16 protein-coding genes are annotated in these 17,685 nt (G+C 69.4%); 2 read left to right on the forward strand and 14 right to left on the reverse strand.

Going from position 1 to position 17,685, the window contains the following annotated elements; all coding sequences use genetic code 11:
• Positions 1-6 precede the first annotated feature (6 nt).
• The 4 genes from ACQPYZ_RS05800 to ACQPYZ_RS05815 form a co-directional block, all read right to left on the reverse strand.
• Positions 7-741, reverse strand: coding sequence for a Type 1 glutamine amidotransferase-like domain-containing protein (locus ACQPYZ_RS05800; protein WP_433166013.1), 735 nt, complete (start codon positions 739-741; stop codon positions 7-9).
• 472 nt (positions 742-1,213) lie between these two features.
• Positions 1,214-2,437, reverse strand: coding sequence for a hypothetical protein (locus ACQPYZ_RS05805; protein ID WP_433166015.1), 1,224 nt, complete (start codon positions 2,435-2,437; stop codon positions 1,214-1,216).
• Between the two features lie 57 nt (positions 2,438-2,494).
• Positions 2,495-3,457: a dihydrodipicolinate synthase family protein gene (locus ACQPYZ_RS05810; RefSeq protein WP_433166017.1), complete on the reverse strand. Its 963-nt coding sequence runs from the start codon at positions 3,455-3,457 to the stop codon at positions 2,495-2,497.
• A gap of 8 nt (positions 3,458-3,465) precedes the next feature.
• Positions 3,466-4,596 carry a mandelate racemase/muconate lactonizing enzyme family protein gene (locus ACQPYZ_RS05815; RefSeq protein WP_433166019.1) on the reverse strand — a complete coding sequence of 377 codons (1,131 nt, stop codon included), beginning with the start codon at positions 4,594-4,596 and terminating at the stop codon, positions 3,466-3,468.
• Positions 4,597-4,692: 96 nt separating this feature from the next.
• On the opposite strand from ACQPYZ_RS05815, the gene ACQPYZ_RS05820 reads away from it, so the two are divergent.
• Positions 4,693-5,658, forward strand: coding sequence for an LLM class flavin-dependent oxidoreductase (locus ACQPYZ_RS05820; RefSeq protein WP_433166021.1), 966 nt, complete (start codon positions 4,693-4,695; stop codon positions 5,656-5,658).
• Positions 5,659-5,668: 10 nt separating this feature from the next.
• Here ACQPYZ_RS05820 and ACQPYZ_RS05825 read toward each other — a convergent pair whose 3' ends face one another.
• From ACQPYZ_RS05825 to ACQPYZ_RS05860, 8 genes are all read right to left on the reverse strand, one after another.
• The gene (locus tag ACQPYZ_RS05825; RefSeq protein ID WP_433166023.1) at positions 5,669-6,541 is read right to left on the reverse strand and encodes a carbohydrate ABC transporter permease; all 873 of its coding nucleotides are present in this window, start codon (positions 6,539-6,541) and stop codon (positions 5,669-5,671) included.
• Positions 6,541-7,356 (reverse strand): carbohydrate ABC transporter permease, encoded by an 816-nt coding sequence (locus tag ACQPYZ_RS05830; RefSeq protein WP_433166025.1) that lies wholly within the window; start codon positions 7,354-7,356, stop codon positions 6,541-6,543. The genes ACQPYZ_RS05825 and ACQPYZ_RS05830 overlap by 1 nt, the downstream gene beginning before the upstream one ends.
• A gap of 152 nt (positions 7,357-7,508) precedes the next feature.
• Entirely contained in the window at positions 7,509-8,777 is a 1,269-nt protein-coding gene (locus ACQPYZ_RS05835; protein ID WP_433166027.1) for an ABC transporter substrate-binding protein, read from the reverse strand.
• Positions 8,778-8,867: 90 nt separating this feature from the next.
• Positions 8,868-10,970 (reverse strand): hypothetical protein, encoded by a 2,103-nt coding sequence (locus ACQPYZ_RS05840; protein ID WP_433166029.1) that lies wholly within the window; start codon positions 10,968-10,970, stop codon positions 8,868-8,870.
• Positions 10,971-11,096: 126 nt separating this feature from the next.
• Positions 11,097-11,690, reverse strand: a complete 594-nt coding sequence (locus ACQPYZ_RS05845; RefSeq protein WP_433166031.1) for a hypothetical protein — start codon at positions 11,688-11,690, stop codon at positions 11,097-11,099.
• A 233-nt stretch (positions 11,691-11,923) separates the two neighbouring features.
• On the reverse strand, positions 11,924-13,078 hold the full coding sequence (locus ACQPYZ_RS05850) for an L-histidine N(alpha)-methyltransferase (RefSeq protein ID WP_433166033.1): 1,155 nt from the start codon (positions 13,076-13,078) through the stop codon (positions 11,924-11,926).
• Between the two features lie 220 nt (positions 13,079-13,298).
• Positions 13,299-13,499: a cold-shock protein gene (locus tag ACQPYZ_RS05855; RefSeq protein WP_396386221.1), complete on the reverse strand. Its 201-nt coding sequence runs from the start codon at positions 13,497-13,499 to the stop codon at positions 13,299-13,301.
• Between the two features lie 87 nt (positions 13,500-13,586).
• Entirely contained in the window at positions 13,587-14,963 is a 1,377-nt protein-coding gene (locus ACQPYZ_RS05860; RefSeq protein ID WP_433166035.1) for an MFS transporter, read from the reverse strand.
• Between the two features lie 53 nt (positions 14,964-15,016).
• On the opposite strand from ACQPYZ_RS05860, the gene ACQPYZ_RS05865 reads away from it, so the two are divergent.
• Positions 15,017-15,949 (forward strand): CGNR zinc finger domain-containing protein, encoded by a 933-nt coding sequence (locus ACQPYZ_RS05865; RefSeq protein ID WP_433166037.1) that lies wholly within the window; start codon positions 15,017-15,019, stop codon positions 15,947-15,949.
• Here the strand turns inward: ACQPYZ_RS05865 and ACQPYZ_RS05870 are convergent.
• Positions 15,915-17,129: a Cmx/CmrA family chloramphenicol efflux MFS transporter gene (locus ACQPYZ_RS05870; RefSeq protein ID WP_433166039.1), complete on the reverse strand. Its 1,215-nt coding sequence runs from the start codon at positions 17,127-17,129 to the stop codon at positions 15,915-15,917. The two genes, ACQPYZ_RS05865 and ACQPYZ_RS05870, sit on opposite strands and share 35 nt — an antisense overlap.
• A gap of 300 nt (positions 17,130-17,429) precedes the next feature.
• Positions 17,430-17,612, reverse strand: coding sequence for a hypothetical protein (locus ACQPYZ_RS05875; RefSeq protein WP_433166042.1), 183 nt, complete (start codon positions 17,610-17,612; stop codon positions 17,430-17,432).
• Positions 17,613-17,685 lie beyond the last annotated feature (73 nt).

Below are 17,685 nucleotides of genomic sequence, written 5' to 3' on the forward strand. Positions count from 1 at the left end.
GTCTGGTTAGGGGCTGAACAGCTTCCAGTGGCCCTCGGAGACGACCTCGACGGTGCCGTCGACCACCTTGACCGCGCTCTGGTCGTCGATCGCGTACGTCGCCGCCGGGATCCGGGCCGCCCACTGCTCGGCGTTGGCCAGGGAGGCGTCCGGGTGGTCCGGGTTCTCGAAGTGGGGGATCACCGCGAAGTCGACGAGCCCGGCGCCCTGGCCGGTGACGAGAATTCTGTCGACGTCACCCTCGGGCGTGCTGAAGACGACGTCCTCCGTCTTCAACGGCCCGTCGACGCCACGAGGCGGCTCGGTGTAGGTCTCGACGAACGTGGAGGACGCGGCGATGCTCCCGGCACTCACGCCGACGTACACCGCCTCCGACCGCAGCGACGGCAGGAGAGCAGTCAGCCCGGAGCGTCGCATCCAGTTCGCGAGGAACAGCGGGTCGCCGCCCCAGAACAACAGCGCGTCCGCCTCCTGCACGAACGGCACCCAGGCTTCTTCCTCGATGCTCGGCAACACTGACAACTCCAGGATGCCCATCGACTTCCACCCGAGATTGGCCAACCGCGACGGATTGTTCCCGGTCACCGCCCGCCAGGCCCCGATGGAGCCACCCGGGAACGGGTAGATCGCGGTGGGAACGAAGAGCGCGCTGGATTCCTCGATCGGCTTACCCAGCAGCTCGACCAGCGCATCCTGCACGCTCGCGTTCCGAACTCCGCCAGAAGTCAGCAGAAGCTTCATCCCATCCCTCCATCCCGACGACCCCACGCCGCCGCTCAACCCTCCCACGAACAGCCCCCACCGAATCCGACAACGCCACTGAAACTCTCCACAAGTTTCCGCCGCGTCCGCGCGCCCTCCGCCCGTCCGTCGGCTGGACGGGCTGGTTGCGTTCATCGGTCGACCAACCGGGCGGCTTCCTCAGTCCGCCGGGTGGGTGACCACGGCAGGTTGTCTGCCGAGGGCGACAAGCCGCGAGGGCACCGGGCGACAGCACCGCAGTCCGCCGGGGTGACGAGCCGGTTGGTGATTACGTCCTGGCGACCGTTGACGGGCGATAAGCCCGCGCGGCGGGGCGATAGCACCGCAGGTCGCCGGCGGCAGCCGGACACGGATGCGCGGCGATCAGCCGAGGGTTGGGCGGGAGCGCGCGGAGCGGACAGGACGGGGAGCCTGCGACGAGGAGGGGCCGCGTAGCAAGCGGGGGTCGGGGCTACAGGCGGATGAGGTAGATGGTGGGTGGGCGGCCGGTTCGGCCGTGTTGTTGGCTGCCGATGGGGGCGGCGAGGCCGGCTCGTTCGAGGCGTTTGAGGACTCGGCGGGCGGTGCGGAGCTGGACGGCGAGGTGGTCGGCGACGTCCTGGGTGGTGAGGCCGTCGGGGAGGGTGGCGGTGAGTTCGCGCATGCGGGCGAGGGTCTGGGTATTCAGACCGACGCGCCGGGCCAGCAGGGGAAGGCTCTCGGGACCGCGAGCGGTGGCGGGCTGTTCGCCGGTGGGCTCGATCACGATCTCCACGTCGTCGGACATCGAGACGACACCGGCCACGGACCCGATCGACGCTGCCCGGCTGACGGCGCGACGGGCGAGCGCTTCCGCCTCGGCCGCCGTACGTCCGACGCCGAAGCCGACGTACGCCGTGTCGTGGCGGGAGGCGAGGTGGTCGAGCAGGGGCATGCGGGTGAACTGTTCGGTGGCCTGCTCGAGGACGCCGCGGGTGGTGACGACCAGGTGGCGGCCGTCGGGGAGGACGGCGAGGCTGGCGCCGAGGGTGATGAGGTCGGCGGCGAGGGCGTCGTCGGGTTCGGGGAGGTCGATGATGCCGAGGGCGACCTGGGCGTCGCCGACGTGCTGGCCGGTCGTGGTGAGGACGAGGGCCTGCAGCGTGGAGCGGATCGAGTACCGCGAGGGCGCGAGCCGGACCGAGGGCATCTCGTTCTCGAGCAGGTGGAACGCCGAGCCGAGGCAGCTGATCGCGACCTTGCTGTCGTGCTTCTCGCGGGCAGCCCGGTGGAAGGCGACGATGTCGTCGGAGGTGAGCCCGGGCCGGTACGGGAGCACGTGGATCTGGTCGGTCGGCAGCTTCGCCTCGATCAGCGTCTCCAGCACCTCACTGCGGCGCAGCGTGTCGATCGAGAACTGCGTGACGTTGTGGCCGAGCCGGAGCAGTTCGACGAGGGCGCGGAGCAGCGTGGCGCCGTCGTACGAGACGTACATCGCCGGGCGGTCGATCACGCCGGCCTCGGTGGCGATCGTGTACGGGACGACGCCGGTGAACAGGATCGCGTCCACCTTCTCGTGGGACTGCTCGACCACCTCGACCGCTTCGGTCTCGTGGTGATAGGGCAGCGGGAGCAACGTCGTGCCGCTCGGCGGACCGACCGCGATCACCCGCTGGACCAGGTCCTCCGGGCCGATGACACCGACCGTGAGGGCCATCAGGCCACCGCCGGATTGATCTGCACGGCACTCCTTCGACGACGTCGGGTCGGGCCCTCAACTCGCAGGATAGTTCCTGAGGTCCTCGAGACAGCGAACGACGAGCTCTCGCTCCGGTGCGGGCAGCTCCGGACCGTAGGCGTCGTAGGCCGCGTCCTCCGGGATCAACCCTTCCCAGACCGCAGCCCACAGCATCCGCTGCACGTACCCCTCGATCGGCGCGTAGAACGTCGCCGCCGCGAAGCGGTCCAGCCGGTCCGAGGCGGTCAGGAAGCCACTGTGGTCGCCTGACGTCCAAGCACGCAGTACGGCGGCCGACAACTCGACCTCTGCCGCGGCGATCCCGACGAGTGCAGTGTCGGCGCCCCACATGAACGACGGGCCGAACATCCGGTCCTCACCAGTGATCAGCAGCTTGCCGGTACCGCGCCCCGCCCAGATCGCGTCCTGACAGCCGATCGCCCGGTCGAGCGTCGCTGTCTTGACCCCGAGCATCGCATCCAGGCTCAACAGGTCGCGGATGAGCTCCGGTGGGTACGGGTACCCACCCGCCTCGCCGTGCAGGTAGAAACCGACCAGTGGCAGCCCGCTCTCGGCCGCCACGCGCTCATGCAGCGCAACGGCCTGCGCGTGCCCGTCCGGAAGCCCACCCAGCGCAGCGTGCGGGTAGACCATCACAGCGTCCGCTCCACCCGCGGCAGCCTGCAGTGCCATCGCCACAGTCGCGTCCGCGGCCTCTTGCAACGTGTGCGCCGGCTGAGACCGAGGTACGCCGACTCCGGCCACGATCGGCACGTCCGTAGCCTGTCGCCAGGTCTCCAGCACCTTTGACCGGTCCGCGGCCGACAGGTACAGCCCACGACCCGTGTGCGCCCACACCGCGACCCCACCGATCGGCTGGGTCGCCATCCGGCCGGCGTACGCGGACAGAGCGTCGTACGCGATCACCCCGTCGCTGTCCATCGGGGTGACGACCGCGGGGAGCAGGGTGCCGCGGAGTTGCTCGACGAGTGCGTGCATCGGACCTCTCAGACGTCGTGGCCGAGGCCTGGGCTCGTGGGTACGTCGATCCAGCCGTCGCAGTCGGCGAACACGGTCGGGGCCAGCGGATCCTCGTGCACCATCAGCGGCCCGACCAGGTCGGCGGCCACGGTCGCACCGGGTACGGCGGCGGCCAGGTGGACCGCGGCCAGCGTGGCCACGCCCAGCTCAGGCATCGAGCCTACCTTCACCGCCAGGCCCGCCGCCTCGGCTACGTTGGCGATCTGCAGGGCTCTGTGCAGTCCACCGACCTTGAGGATCTTGATGTTCAGTACGTCGGCCGCACCGCGCCGGGCGATCTCCAGCGCGTCCTGCAGCGAGTGCATGCTCTCGTCGACCATCACGCGTACGTCGAGCCGGTCGCGCAACCGCACGAGCCCGGCCAGGTCCCACCGCGGCAGCGGCTGCTCCAGGATGCTCAGGCCGGCGTCGGCCATTTTGGTCAGGTACGGGAGCGCGGTCGCGGCGTCGTACCCCTCGTTCGCGTCCAGGCACAGCTCGGCGTCTGCCGGGATGGCTGCGCGGACCGCACGGACGAGGTCGAGGTCCTTGGCCGGCTCGTGGCCGCCCTTGACCTTCAGGTGCCGGAAGCCCTTGCCGGCGTACTCCGCTGCCTCGGCCGCCATCTCGTCCAGGGTGCCGAGGCCGACGACCCAGGTGGTCTGCACACGGTCGCGGATGCTGCCGCCCAGCAGCACGTGCACCGGCCAGCCGCTCACCCGGCCGGCCAGGTCGTACAGGGCGATGTCGAGGCCGGACTTGGCCACGTGCTGGCCGCGGAGCACCGAGTCCATCACCAGGTGGGCACCGGCGCGGTCGAGCGGGTCGTGGCCGATCAGGGCGGGCGCGAGGTGCTCCTCGATCGCCGCGGTGACCCCGGCCAGCGTCTCGCCCGTGTACGCCGTCATCGGCGAGGTCTCACCGATCCCGATCGCGCCGTCAGCGGTGTGCACCTCGACCACCAGGCTGACCAGCTCGGTGCTGATCCCGCTGCTGATCTGGAACGGACGCCGGTACGGCGCGCTGACCACGCGGGTCTTGATCGCGCTGATCGGCCCCGAGGTCTGCGCCGGTTCGGGCCGGGCCGGCACCCCGGCCGGATGTGGTATGACGCTCAAATCCGGCTCCTCAGGGTCGCAATCTGGCGAGAAAGGACTTACGGTCAAGACCGTAAATACCGTGAGCGCACTCTGTCAACGGAAGGTGGCACCCTGATGCGGCTGGGGCTCTATCTCAACCTCTACGGCACGCCCGGCGAGCGGCCGCGACTCGAGGACGCGGTCGAGCAGGCGCGGCTCGCCGAGCAGGCCGGATTCGAGTGGATCGTGCTCGGCGAACGCCACCTGCACCGGCCCGGATACCACGAGATCCTCACGTCGCTCGCCTACCTGGCCGCCAAGACCGACCGCATCGGCCTGGCCACCTCAGGCATCGTGGCGCCGCTCTACGACCCCGTCGTACTGGCCGAGACGCTCGCGCACATCGACGTACTGTCGGGTGGGCGGCTGACCGCGGGGTTCGTGCTCGGGTACCGGCCGGAGGAGTTCGCGCTGTACGGCGTGACGCAGGCCGAGCGGGTCGCGCGGTTCGAGGAGTGCCTGACGATCCTCACGCGGTTGTGGACGTCGGACGAGGTGACGTACGACGGGAAGTTCACCAGCATCCGGGAGGCGTTCCTGTCGCCCCGACCCGTGCAGAGCCCGCGGCCGCGGTTGTGGAACGGCGGGCGGGTGTCCGCCGTCCTCGAACGGACCGCGCGGATGTGCGACGGGTGGACGACGTCGTTCAACGAGCTCGACGCGGAGCTGCCGGGGAAGATCTCGGAGTACCGCTCGTATCCGGCGGGTGAGGGCTCGCTGGGACGCGAGGTGATCCTCTGCCGGGAGGGGTACTGCGCTGACACGTCGCAGGACGCGCGTCGGGTCCTGGAGGCGCCGCTGCGGGACCTGTACGACGCCTACACCGGCTGGAAGCGTACGTCGGCGGACGCGAGCCGCTACACCCAAGGCTGGGACGACATCGCGGCCCGCAGCGTCATCGGCTCACCCGCGGAGTGTGCCGACCGCCTGGCCCACTATGAGGCGATGGGTGCCGACGGCATCATCCTCCGCCTCCAGCCCCCCGGCCTCTCGCAGACCGACACCCTCCGCGCCATCGAAGCCTTCGGAAACCTTCGCTAGTCGGCCCGGCTCAGGCTTTCAGGCCGGACATGGCGATGCTGTCGGTCAGGTAGCGCTGGAGGAGGCCGAAGACCAGGAGGCTCGGGACGACGGTGATCGTGGCGCCGGCCATGACCTGGTTGATCGGGACGGCCTGGGTTTGCAGGGTTGCCAGGCCGACCGTCAGCGTCTGCATCTCGCCGGACTGGCCGATGACCAGCGGCCAGAGGAAGTCGTTCCAGTGCCAGAGGAAGACAAAGATGCCGAGGGTCGCCAGCGCCGGCCGGATCAGCGGCAGCACGATCTGGGTGAAGATGCGCCACTCCGGCGCACCGTCGATCTCGGCGGCTTCGAAGAGCTCGTCGGGCAGCTGGCTGATGAACTGGCGCAGCAGGAACACGCTCTGCGAGTTCGCCAGTGTCGGCACGATCAGGCCCCAGTAGCTGTCGACCCAGTCGAGCCTGGAGACCAGGATGTACGACGGGATCAGGGTCGCCTGGAACGGGACCATCAGCGTGGCCAGGAACGCCCAGAACATCAGCTCCCGCCCTGGGAACCGCTTCTTCGCGAACGCGTAGCCGGCCATCGCCGCGAACAGCAGGACGAAGACGACCGACACCAGCGAGTACAGCAGCGAGTTGATCGTCCAGCGGGGGATGTCCGAGCTGGACAGCACCCGGCTGAAGTTGTCGAGCGTGTACCGGGTCGGGTCGAGCGCGTCCGGGAACGTCTGGCCGCTGGGCGGGGCGAACGCGACCATCACCATCGCGGCGAACGGCACGATGGTGACGATCGCGGTCAGCGTGAGCAGGGTCGGCAGCGTCAGCCGGGCGACCGGACGGCTCTCGGTCTTCGGTGGCGGTGCCGTGTCCTGGGCGCGGGGTCGTTCGAGCAGGTTCACCATCAGTCGTCCCTCCCGACCAGCCGTCGCTGCACGAGCGAGACGATGAGCACGATCGCGAACAGCACCAGGCCGATCGCGCTGGCGTAGCCGAAGTCGAAGTACTTGAAACCGCTGTCGTACAGGAAGTAGACGAGCGAGTAGCTCGAGCGCACCGGGCCGCCGCCGGTCATCACGTACATCGCGTCGAAGACCTGGAACGCGCCGATGGTCTCGATCACGAGCACGAAGAACAGCACCGGCCGCAGCTGCGGCAGCGTGATGTAGCGGAACCGCTGCCAGGTGCCGGCGCCGTCGATCATCGCGGCTTCGAGGTACGAGCGCGGGACCGCCTGCAGACCGGCGAGCAGGATGAGCATCGAGTAGCCGAAGCCCTTCCAGGCGGACGTGACCGCGATCGACGGCAGCACCAGGCCGGACTCGGCGAGGAAGTCGATCGGGCCGACGGACACCAGGCCGAGGACCGCGTTGATCAGGCCGTCCTGGGCGTCGTAGATCCACTTCCAGATGACCGCGGCGAGCACGATGCTGGTCACGTACGGGAGGAAGAACACACCGCGGAAGAAGCCGCGGCCCCAGACGACCTGGTGCAGGAGTACGGCGGTGCCGAGCGACAACAGCATGGTCAGCGGAACGAAGATCGCCGTGTAGGTGAGCGTGACGATCAGCGCCTCGTGGAACAGGCCGTCCTGGAGCAGGCGAGTGTAGTTGTCAACCGCAACGAAATCCCAGCGCCCGCTCAGCCGGTAGTCGGTGAGTGAGAGCAGGACGGCGCCGACCACCGGCAGGAACCGGAACGCCAGGAACAGCAGGAGCATCGGCGCGACGAACAGCAACCCGACCCACGGGCGGCGGAGTGAGCGCCGCCGCCCCGGGGGTGGCGAACTACGCAGGGAGGGGGTGGGCGCCGGTTGGCCGGCCACGGGCCCCGCCCGGCCCGTGGCCGTGTCCGGCGTCTGCCGGGCGTCGGTCAACGCTGTCTCGACAGGAGGTCGTTGGCCTGCTTCGCGGCGTCGTCGAGCGCCTGCTGCGGCGCCTTCTTCCCGGTCAGCACGGCCTGGATCTCGACGCTCAGCAGCGACATCACCTGGCGGGCGGACGCGTTCGGCTCACCCGGTACGGCGTACTGCAGGGCGTCGGCGAACTTCTGCGAGACCGGATCCGTCGTCCGCGTCTTCGCGTCGGTGCGCGGGGTGAAGAAGCCGGACGCCTTGCTGAGACCTTCGACCTGGGCCGGCTGGATCATGAAGGACAGGAACTTCTTCGCCGCGTCGACGTTCTCGGACGCGGCGTTCACCGCGAGCCCGCCGGGCAGCCCGAAGCCGACCTGCTTCGCCCCCGTCAGCGGCTTCCCGATGACGACGTTGGCGGCCCCCCAGGTCGTCGCCACCGTCTTGGCGTCGGCCGGCGTACTGGTGAACGCCAGCGCCACCTGCCCCTTGCCGAACGGCTGGTCGGCGACCACGTTGCCGTTGCTCAGGGCACTCTTCGGGATCCCGCCCTGGTCGTAGAGGCTCTTCAGGAACGTCAGCGCCTCGAGCCCCGGCGCCTGGTTGAAGGCGACCGACTTGCCGTCGTCGTTGAACACCTTGCCGCCCGCCTGCCAGAGCAGCGGGTAGAAGTTGAGGTTCAGCGACGCCTCCGGCGACGCGGAGTAGTCCATCGTGGAGAAGCCGGCCGCCTTGATCTTCGGTGCCGCGGCCTTGATCTCGTCCCAGGTCTCCGGCGGCTTGCTGATCCCCGCCTTGTCCAGGATCGTCTTGTTGAACATCGTCGTGGTGACGGTGTGGTAGATCGGCGCGGCGTAGACCTTGCCGTCCACCGTCAGGCCGGGAAGAGCGGCCGGCAGGAACTTGTCCTTGTCCGGCTCGACCACGTCGTCGACCGGCTCGAACGACCCGTTCTTGACGTACTGCGGCATCTGGTCGGGGATCTGCAGGACGACGTCCGGCCCCTTCTTACCGGCGAACGCGGCCGCGAGCTTCTCGTCCCGCTTGTCCCACGTCTGCGCCTCGATCTTCAGGTCGATGTCGGTGTTGGCGGACTCGAAGTCCGTCTCGACCTTCTTCCAGTAGGCGTCGGCGGCCGCCTGGTCCCCGATCACCGGGTACATCCAGAGGGTGACGGGCTTCTTCGCCTCCGAGTCGGAGCCGCCCGAGTCGTCGCCGCAGGAACTGAGAGCGGCGGCCAGCACAAGGGCCGTGAGTGGTGCCGCGATGCGGCGGACGGTGGAATTCATCGCACCCCCTGGGTGTCCGGAAGTCAGGGCCGGAAGTTGGACGACCGAATAACGGTCAGGACCGAAAGTAGCTGGGTGGAATTTCGGCTGTCAACGGCTGAGATCAACTCGGAACAGCTCGGCGCCGTGGGTCAGCAGCAGTTGGCGGTCGTTCCGGACGCCGAGCCGGCGGTGGGCCTTCTCGACGAGCAGCGCCGGGGCCTTGCCCGGTGCGATCCGGAAGATCTTGTTCAGGTCGATGCTCACGTAGACCGCGTCCCTGGTCGCGACGATGTCCCCGCTGGACGTCGTTGTCCCGAGGACGAAGGACTTGACTACCTTGCCGCTCCGGGGGTTCATCGCGAACGCTGTCTTGCCGGCCACGCCCCACAGCAGGCCGTCCGGCCCGAACGTCACCGAGGACACCGTGATCGCGCCGGCCACGGGCACGACCTCCCACAGCTTGCGGGCGCGCTTCACGTCCCAGGCGAACACGGTCCCCTCGGTCCGGGTCGGCGGGGTGGTGGCGAGGCCGCCGGCGATCGACGTACCGCCGTACACGATGCCGCGGCGGGCGGTCAGGCCGAAGACGCTCTCGTCCTGGACCACGTGCCGGTACTTCTGCGTGGCACCGGTCTTCGGGTCGTGGATGACAAGCGCGCCGCCGAGCCGGTCGCCGTCGGGGATGGTGCCGACCGCGAGCTTGCCGTCCACCTCGACCAGCGCGCGGGCGCGGGTCTGGAAGATGTCGGGCTTGAGGTTCAGCACCTGCTTCGGGTTGTCGGGCGTGCCGGGCGGTCCGGGTGAGTACTCCGGGCTGCTCCACGGCTTGCCGAGGTCGTAGGTGTAGACGCGGGCGTCGGGGTACGCGCCGATCCAGAGGTTGCCTTTCTTGCCCTCCAGCAGCGCCTCGGTCTGCGAGAACCGGTTGAACGTGGCCTCGCCGGTGTCCGGGTCCACCACCGACACCCCGCCGTTCAGGAAGCCGCCGGCGTAGATGTGGTCCTTGCCTCCGGCCACGGACAGAATCTCGATCGGCTCCCGCCGTACCGAGGTCTGGAAGATCTCCGACTTGCCCGTCTGCGGGTTGTAGCGGAACTCCTCGCCCCGCCAGAGCGTGCCGACGATGCTCTTACCCGGGTAGTCGGGAAGGCCGAGCTCGGCCCAGCCGATCGAGCGCGTGTTCTGGATCCGGCCGGTGAACGTCAGGCCGGTGCCGGTGAGCGTCTTCGTCGCCGGGTCGTACTTCTTCAGCTCGCTCGCCTGGATCAGGTAGATCTCGCCGTTGTCGCCGACCGGAGAGACGTCCAGGCCGTGCGCGTTCGGGATCTCGTCCACCCAGGCGCCGGACGCGATGTCCCAGACGTACAACGGGCCGGGGAAGGCCGTGCTGATCCGCGCGTAGACCCGGCCGGCCCGGGTGTTCAGGTCGTAGACGACCTTGTCCGACGGGTCGCCGAGCCCGGGTGGCGACGGCAGCTCGGTGACCGCGCCGGTGGCCACGTCCAGCTCGAGGATGTGCGCGTCCGGCATCGTGCCGCCGTAGATCTTGCCGTTCCAGTAATCGATGCTCTTGACGTAGGTCTGGCCGGCCTTGAGCTGGCCGTAGTCGCGGACCTCACCGGTCGCATGGTCGAACCGGAACACCTTGCCGTTCGGGAAGGTGCCGCCGTACACGTTGCCCTGCTCGTCGGTGGTGATCCGCTGGATGAACGTCTCGGTCGCGATCGGGCGGCCGAGGTCCTCGACGGTGTTCCCCGAGCCGGGCTTCCACCGGTACAGGTGGCCGTTGTTGTAGGTGCCCGCGTAGATGGTGCCGTCCGGGGCTGCGGCCACGGCGTAGCTGCCGCCGGCGCCGGGCAGCGGCGCGGACAGCAGCGGCGTCCCGGTGACCGGGTCGATGGCGTTCAGGTACGCCGGGTCGCTGGTCGAGACGTTCCAGATCGCGGTCTTGCCGTCCGGGCCGGGTGCGACCGTGCCGCCGATCAGCAGGACGTCGGACAGCGGCGTACCGAGGGAGGTGACGGTCGCGGTCGGCGGGCCGGGCTTTGCGGATGGATCGGCCTTTGCGGATGGGTCGGACTGGGCGGTCGGATCGGACTGTGCTGGTGGGCCGGCGTCGGTGGGAGGTCGGCCGGCGTCGGCGGGCGTGGTCAGGGTGGCGACGAGCAGCGCGGCGAGTGTCACCGCAATGAGCGATTGGGCAGATCGCATGCGAGTCCTCCGGTTGACGACCTATTTACGGTCCTGTCCGAAAGTAAGCCTGCGGCTCATGGTGAAGTCAACCGCTCGGGCACAATTGCCGGTAGTGGCAGGCGTACTCCGTTTCGGTCCTCGCCGTTAAGCCGGTGGCATCCTGGTCAACAGGTTCTCGAGCATGTCGCGGGTGGCGGCGAAGTAGCTGTTCTCGCGGTGCAGCGCGCGGTGGAACGCCTGCAGCTCGGCGGGCGAGATCGTGTTCGAGAACGTACTGATCTCGGTCAGGTCGAGCCGCCGGTTGAACAGGTGCACGGTGTCGCGCCACCGGTGCAGCAGGCCGACGAGCTCGGCGTCGCGGTGCCGGCCGAGGGCGCCGGAGACGAGCGCCAGGTCGACCGCGGACACCACCAGCCGCGGGTACACCTGCCGCGTGGTCGGCGTTGTCGGCGAGAACCGTTCGTCGCTCAGCAGCCGGGTGTTCTCCCGCAACTCGTCCGCGACCGCCCGCAGGACCTCGGTACGCCGCTCGGCCTCGGCCGTCAGCCGCTCGACGAAGATGCCGGTCAACCCGGCGACCAGCGTGAGCGAGTTGACCGCCGGCTCCCAGCGCGAGTTCTCCGGCCAGAAGAACCAGATCACCCCGAGAACGAACGCGACCGCGAGCAACCCGTAGCTGATCGCCGTGACAACAGTACGTCGGTACGCCGCCCAACGAACGTCCACCGCCGGCAACACCCGCCGCACCTGCCGCAACCGCACCAACACCCGAACCCGAGCCCGCCAAACCCCCGCATCCCCCACCCCACCCTGCGCCCCGGCTCCGGTTGGCGTCTCGCTTCCGGCCTGATGCCCGCCGTCAGCCGGTGAGTCGCCTTCGCCTGGCGCGGCACCTCGGTCCGGCGCCTCGCCTTCGCGCGGCGATCCGGTGGCGGGTGGGTCCGTCGGGGTGCCCGGCGTACCGGCTGGGGTCATGTCGACCAGATGTCGTCGGCGAGGGTGTGGGCGGTGGTGTTCTCCGCCGTGCCGGGAGCGAGCAGGAGCAGGTCGAGACCGAACGGGCTCGGCCTGCGGGCGTAGCGGAACCCGGAGTGGGCGTGCTCGACCGGCGTCAGGTCGCAGGCGGCGGTGAGCTTCTTCAGCCGCTCGGTGGAGTACTTGCGGGTGGTGTAGAGCAGGATCGTGTCCTCCGGCTCGAGCACCACCTGGGTATGGTCCGGCAGCCCCATCACAATCGGCTCACCGGTGTTGTTCTGCCAGACGATCTTCACCAGCAGGGCGTCGTCGTTCTCCACCTCGCCGCGGAAGTCGATCCGGTCGTTGTCGATCTTCAGGTCCGTGTTGTACCGCAACGCACTGGTGACGAACTCGGCGAACGCCCGGGTCTGGTGGTACTCGTCCGCGGCCGCCTTCGCCGCCTCCTGGTCGAGGCTGCTGGTGCTCGCCACCTCGAGCAGCAACCGGTCCTGCGGCCGGAGCACCCGGGTGATCGTGTGGAGCAGCTCCTCGTCGCTCTCGAAGTTGGCCAGCGTGTTGCCGGTCAGCGTGAACAGGATCGGCTCGTCGCCGATCAGCCGGGACAGCATCTGACCCAGTTCGTCCATGTTGTCCGCGATCGAGAAGTCGAGTTGCACCGGCAGCACCTGCGACATCGGGAACCGGACGCCGCGGACCGGCTCCAGGGTGCCCATCCGGAGCATCTCCGAGCTCATGTCGACCGGGACGTAGTACATGTCCCGGTTGTGCCGGCGCATGTCGCCGAGAATGGTGCGATCCTTGACGCCGGTGCCGACGCCGAGGCTGACCAGGTGGAAGCCACCTTGGTCGACGTGTGGGCGGAGCTTGCGCCAGTGCCGCAGGAAGGACTCCGTGCCGGCCTTCATCACCAGGTAGAACGGGTCGTTGGTCGCGTTCGCCCAGGCGATCGTCGGGCCGATGCCCCAGTAGGAGAAGCCGGAGGTGATCTGCTTGCCGTCGCCGGTCGTCGAGAACGGTCCGCGCAAGTCGCCGGTCAGCGTCGCCAGCTTGTCGGTCTGGTCCTCGCCGACGAGCAGCAGCGACCAGGCGAAGTCGTCGTCGGCCAGCGCCTGCTCGAGCTTGCGGATCACGGGTACCGGCTCCGTCACGTATCCACCCCTCACAGTGTGAGACGTCAGGCTACCGCTTGCCACCGCCCCCCGCAGTCCACCAACGCCGTACGCCGCACCCCCCGGCAACCGATTGCCCGCCACCGGCCCACTCGCGCACCCCGACTCGTGCGTACTGCGGAATCCTGCAACTGCCGGGAGCGTGAGGACTGCGGGGTGGGTGGACTGAACCGCGGTGGTTTCGGGGCGGTGGGGTGGGTCAGACGGGGGTGACGGTGTCGGCTTCGCGGCCTTTGGGGCCGTCGACGATCTGGAACTCGACCTGCTGGCCGTCCTCGAGCGTCTTGTAGCCGTCGGAGACGATCTTGCTCCAGTGGACGAAGACGTCGTCCTGTCCGTCGACGGCAAGGAAACCGTAGCCCTTGTCGGCGTTGAACCACTTCACGGTGCCGCGCACCATCGAGAACTCCTGTGACAACGGGGCCCGCTTCACCCGGACCCCTCGGGTACTGAACCACGGCCGAAGCCGCTTTTAGCGGTCCAAAGCCTAGCGGAGACCGCTTGCGGTACGCCGTACTGCCCGTGGCACTGTGAACCCCGCCACAACGCCCGCGAACGCCACGACGATCCCGATCAGGAAGCCGAACCGGTAGCCGGTCATCGGGTCGTCCGCCGCGGTCACGGGTGCGCACAGAGCCAGGCCGAGAGTGGTCCCGAGCTGCGCCGAGGAGGTGAGTACGCCGGCCGCGACACCACGCTCGCCTTCGACGACGTCCGCCGTACCGGCCGTGGTCGACGACACCGACGCGAGGCCGAGGCTCACGCCCATGACGGCGAACGCGGTGATCAGCAGAAGCAGCGGTGCGTCGTCCTCGGGCAGGAGCAGCAGCAGAGCGACGCCGACAGCGATGCCGAGGAAGCCGGTCACCAGCATCCGGCGAGTGCCCTGTCGCAGGGCCGCGTACGGACCCGCGAGTGAGCCGCCGATGACGGCCAGGTTGAACGCCGGGAAGATCAGCCCGGCCTGGGCGGGTGGGAGCTGGTCCTGGACGTACAGCGCGGCGGTGAGCATCGGCGGTGACGTCGACGCGGTCACCGCGGCCGCGGTCAGGTTTCCGCCGAGTACGCCGCGGGTCCGCGCGAGGGTAATAGGGAGAAGTGGCTGTGGCGAGCGACGCTCGACTCGGGCGAATAGAGCGAGCAACGGCGCTGCGCCTGCGAGTGCTACCCACCCGCGAACGCCGGTCGGGTCGTGCGCAACCTCCGACAGGCCGAGCGCGATGAGCGCGATGCCGGCGGTGATCAGACACGCGCCTGGTACGTCGAGCGAGCGGACGGGCGTGGTCCGGCCACGACCCGCGAGTGCGCGCAGACTCACCAGAAACGCGATGAGTCCGATCGGGACGTTCACCGCGAACACCCACCGCCAGCCGCCGAGTTGGGTGAGTACGCCGCCCAGGACCCAGCCGCTCGCGCCGCCTGCGGCTCCGGACGCCGTCCACCAGCCGAGGGCGCGTCTGGCGGCGTCCTGCGGCAGGGAGTCGGACAGTGCCGCGAGGGCGGCCGGCGCGAGCAGTGCCGCGCCGAGGCCTTGGACCAGCCGGGACGCGATGAGGACGGCCGGTGACCACGCCAGCGCGCAGGCGAGCGAGGCAGCGGTGAAGATCGCGAGCCCGGAGCGGAACATCCGCCGAGAACCCGCCAGATCGGACGCCCGACCGCCGAGGACAAGCAGGCCGGCAAGCGCGACCGTGTAAGCGGTGAACACCCACAACAGCCCGACCGGTCCGAATCCGAGCTCCGCATCGATCGCAGGCAGCGCCATAGTGACGATCGTCGCGTCGAGCACCACCACGAACTGCGCCACACAAACGACCGCCCAGCCGCCCGCCCGGGCGGGGGTGTTTCCAGTAAAGCTGGTCATGCCGGAAACAGGTTCCCAACAGGCTCGACCTCAAACTGGTAAAGTGTGTTTTGATGGAAACACCCCAGCTTCCCGACGGCATCCGCGAGCTCCCCGTGGTCGCCCGCGACCTCGCGCTGGATTTCGCGAACACGGTCGACGACCCCCTCGGACCTGAGCGCCACGACCACATCGCCGACTACCACGGACTCCTGTGGTGGTCACTCCGCGTGTCCCTGATCACCGAACCCGAAGCCGACCGCCTCCTGCACACCGCTGCCCCCCGCCCCGCAGCCGCCATAGTCCGCAAGGCCCACGCGCTCCGCGACGCCATCAACCACACAGCCGGCACCATCGCCGACGCCCAAGCACGCTCCCTCGCGACGGCGGACTCCCGAGCAGAACAGTCCACCCGCACCGCACCGGACACCCAGCGCAACACCGTCAGCGCGGAGGACTCGCAGGCGCAGCGCAATGCCGGTGGTGGGTCGGGCTCGCGGGCGCAGCGCGAGGCCGGTGGTGCGTCGGGCTCGTGGGCACAGCGCAATGCCGGTGGTGCGTCGGGCTCGCGGGCGCGACGCGAGGCCGGTGGTGGGCTGGACTCGCGGGCGCAGGGCGACGCTGGTATCGCGGCGGGGTCCCGGGGACAGCGCGCCGATGGGGCTGGTGCTGGGGATGCGGGGGTGGAGGGGTGGCGGCTTGAGGGGTGGGAGGAGTTGCGGCCGTTCGTGACCAGTGCTGTCGAGCGGGCGGAGTTGGTGGACCTGCAGCCGACCTGGCGGTTCGAGTTGCTGGACTCGCCGTTGTGGCCGGTCGCGCACGCCGCCTACGAGCTGCTCACCAGCCCGCGGGCGGCGCGCATCAAGAGATGCGCCGGCTGCCCCTGGCTGTTCCTCGATCAGTCGAAGAACGGCAGCCGCCGCTGGTGTTCCATGGAAATCTGCGGCACCTCGGAGAAGGTCCGCCTCTATGTCACCCGGCGCGCCGCCCGCCGTTCCCAGAGCTGAAGCGCCCGCGCCAGGCCCAGCGACGTTCCCAGAGCTGAAGCGTGCCCGTCAGGCCCAGCGCCGTACCGACGAGGAGGGTGCTGACCCAGAGTGGGGCGCGGTAGTCGGTTGCGGCGATGGCGGCTCCGCCCAAGGCTGGGCCGAGGGCGGCGCCGACGTTGAGGGACGCGGTGGCGAGGCCGCCGGTGAGGACGGGGGAGGCCGAGCCGGCGTAGAGGGCGTGGGAGATCAGCGTCGAGCCGACGGCGAACGACAGCAGTCCTTGAGTGATCACGAGTACGACGGTCGCGGCCGGGATCGACGCGGTGAGCGTGAAGACGCCCCAGCCGAGCAACAAGGTGCTGCCGGCAACGAAGGCCAGGCGGTGGTCGCGGCGGTCGGCGTACCGGCCGGCAAGCGTGACGCCGGCGAACGAGCCGAGGCCGAACAGCGCGAGCATCACCGGCACCCAGCCGTCGCCGAGTGCGGTCACGTCCGTCACCACCGGTGTGAGGTACGTGAATGAGCAGAACGTTGCCCCGTTCACCAATGCCCCGAGTGCGAGCAGTACGACGAGACACCGGTCGACACCGAAACCGTTCGTGGCCTCGGGGTCCCCGAGTGGTACGAGGCCGGGCGTCGCCGGGCCGGTGATGCGGGTGGCGGGTACGGCACGCAGGATCGCGATCAGGGCTGGGACGGAGATGATCGCGACTGCCCAGAAGGCGGACCGCCAGCCGAGGTGCTGGCCGAGGACGGCGCCCGCGGGTACGCCGGCGATGCAGGCGAGCGTCGTACCTCCGAGCAGGACGGAGGTTGCTCGGCCCTTCGCATCCGGGGAGACCAGCGTGGTGGCGGTGGCGAGGGCGAGTGCGAGGAAGCCGGCGTTGGCGAGGGCGGCGATCACGCGGGTCAGCAGGAGGATCGTGAAGCTGGTGGTGAGTGCGCCGATCACGTGAACGAGCAGGAAGACGGTCAGGGTGACCAGGAGGGTACGGCGGCGCGGCCAGCGGGCGCCAAGGACGGCGATCGCCGGGGCTCCGACGATCATGCCGACCGCGAACGCCGAGGTGAGCCAGCCTGCGGCGGGGATCGAGACGCCCAGGTCGCGGGCGATGTCGGGGCCGAGGCCGGACAGCATGAATTCGGAGGTTGCCTGGGCGAACACGGCCAGGCCGAGCAGGTACAGCACGAGAGGCATGCGTGCAGACAGGGGAAAGCGCATGAAGGAAGGCATGAAGGCTCCGCAACCACGTCGATGAGGTGCGGCGGGTACGAGCCGCCGCGGGACAGGCCGCGGCGCCCGAGCTCCGCAGGACGAACGCCTGGGTGCGGAACGGGCAGGGGACAGCGGCCGGCATCGCCGGCGATTCGGAGCGGGAGTGCCACCGAACGCCGGTGGCTACGGTCTGCTGGCCTCAGGACTGGACATGCGGAGGAGCGTACGGAACACCGCAACAGGGGTCCACCGAGTTACTGGTGAACCCCCGTGGGACGTGCGTTAGCTGCGGTGGGAGGCGGCTAGGCCTACTATGCCGGCGGCTACCAGGAGGAGGGCGGAGGTGACGCCGAGGTCGTCGGTCTGGAGGACGCCGTTGTCGGTGAGCATCCAGATGGTGGCGCCGCCGGACAGGACGGTGCCGGCGATGATGCCGGGTACGTCCGGTTTCGACTTCTGCTTCATCCGCGCTCCACCTTGATCCTCTGCTTCATCCCCGCTTGACCCTGATCTTCCGACGATCGCGCTTCACACGCGA

Origin of the sequence: Kribbella sp. CA-247076, from assembly GCF_050942445.1 — a bacterium.
Classification (GTDB): Bacteria; Actinomycetota; Actinomycetes; order Propionibacteriales; family Kribbellaceae; genus Kribbella.

Coding starts and splice junctions, on each gene's coding strand:
- ACQPYZ_RS05800 (WP_433166013.1), bottom strand. CDS start 741: ATGAAGCTTCTGCTGACTTCTGGCGGAGTTCGGAACGCGAGCGTGCAG.
- ACQPYZ_RS05835 (WP_433166027.1), bottom strand. CDS start 8,777: ATGAATTCCACCGTCCGCCGCATCGCGGCACCACTCACGGCCCTTGTG.
- ACQPYZ_RS05860 (WP_433166035.1), bottom strand. CDS start 14,963: ATGACCAGCTTTACTGGAAACACCCCCGCCCGGGCGGGCGGCTGGGCG.
- ACQPYZ_RS05825 (WP_433166023.1), bottom strand. CDS start 6,541: ATGGTGAACCTGCTCGAACGACCCCGCGCCCAGGACACGGCACCGCCA.
- ACQPYZ_RS05870 (WP_433166039.1), bottom strand. CDS start 17,129: ATGCCTCTCGTGCTGTACCTGCTCGGCCTGGCCGTGTTCGCCCAGGCA.
- ACQPYZ_RS05840 (WP_433166029.1), bottom strand. CDS start 10,970: ATGCGATCTGCCCAATCGCTCATTGCGGTGACACTCGCCGCGCTGCTC.
- ACQPYZ_RS05805 (WP_433166015.1), bottom strand. CDS start 2,437: ATGGCCCTCACGGTCGGTGTCATCGGCCCGGAGGACCTGGTCCAGCGG.
- ACQPYZ_RS05830 (WP_433166025.1), bottom strand. CDS start 7,356: ATGCTCCTGCTGTTCCTGGCGTTCCGGTTCCTGCCGGTGGTCGGCGCC.
- ACQPYZ_RS05820 (WP_433166021.1), top strand. CDS start 4,693: ATGCGGCTGGGGCTCTATCTCAACCTCTACGGCACGCCCGGCGAGCGG.
- ACQPYZ_RS05810 (WP_433166017.1), bottom strand. CDS start 3,457: ATGCACGCACTCGTCGAGCAACTCCGCGGCACCCTGCTCCCCGCGGTC.
- ACQPYZ_RS05865 (WP_433166037.1), top strand. CDS start 15,017: ATGGAAACACCCCAGCTTCCCGACGGCATCCGCGAGCTCCCCGTGGTC.
- ACQPYZ_RS05855 (WP_396386221.1), bottom strand. CDS start 13,499: ATGGTGCGCGGCACCGTGAAGTGGTTCAACGCCGACAAGGGCTACGGT.
- ACQPYZ_RS05875 (WP_433166042.1), bottom strand. CDS start 17,612: ATGAAGCAGAAGTCGAAACCGGACGTACCCGGCATCATCGCCGGCACC.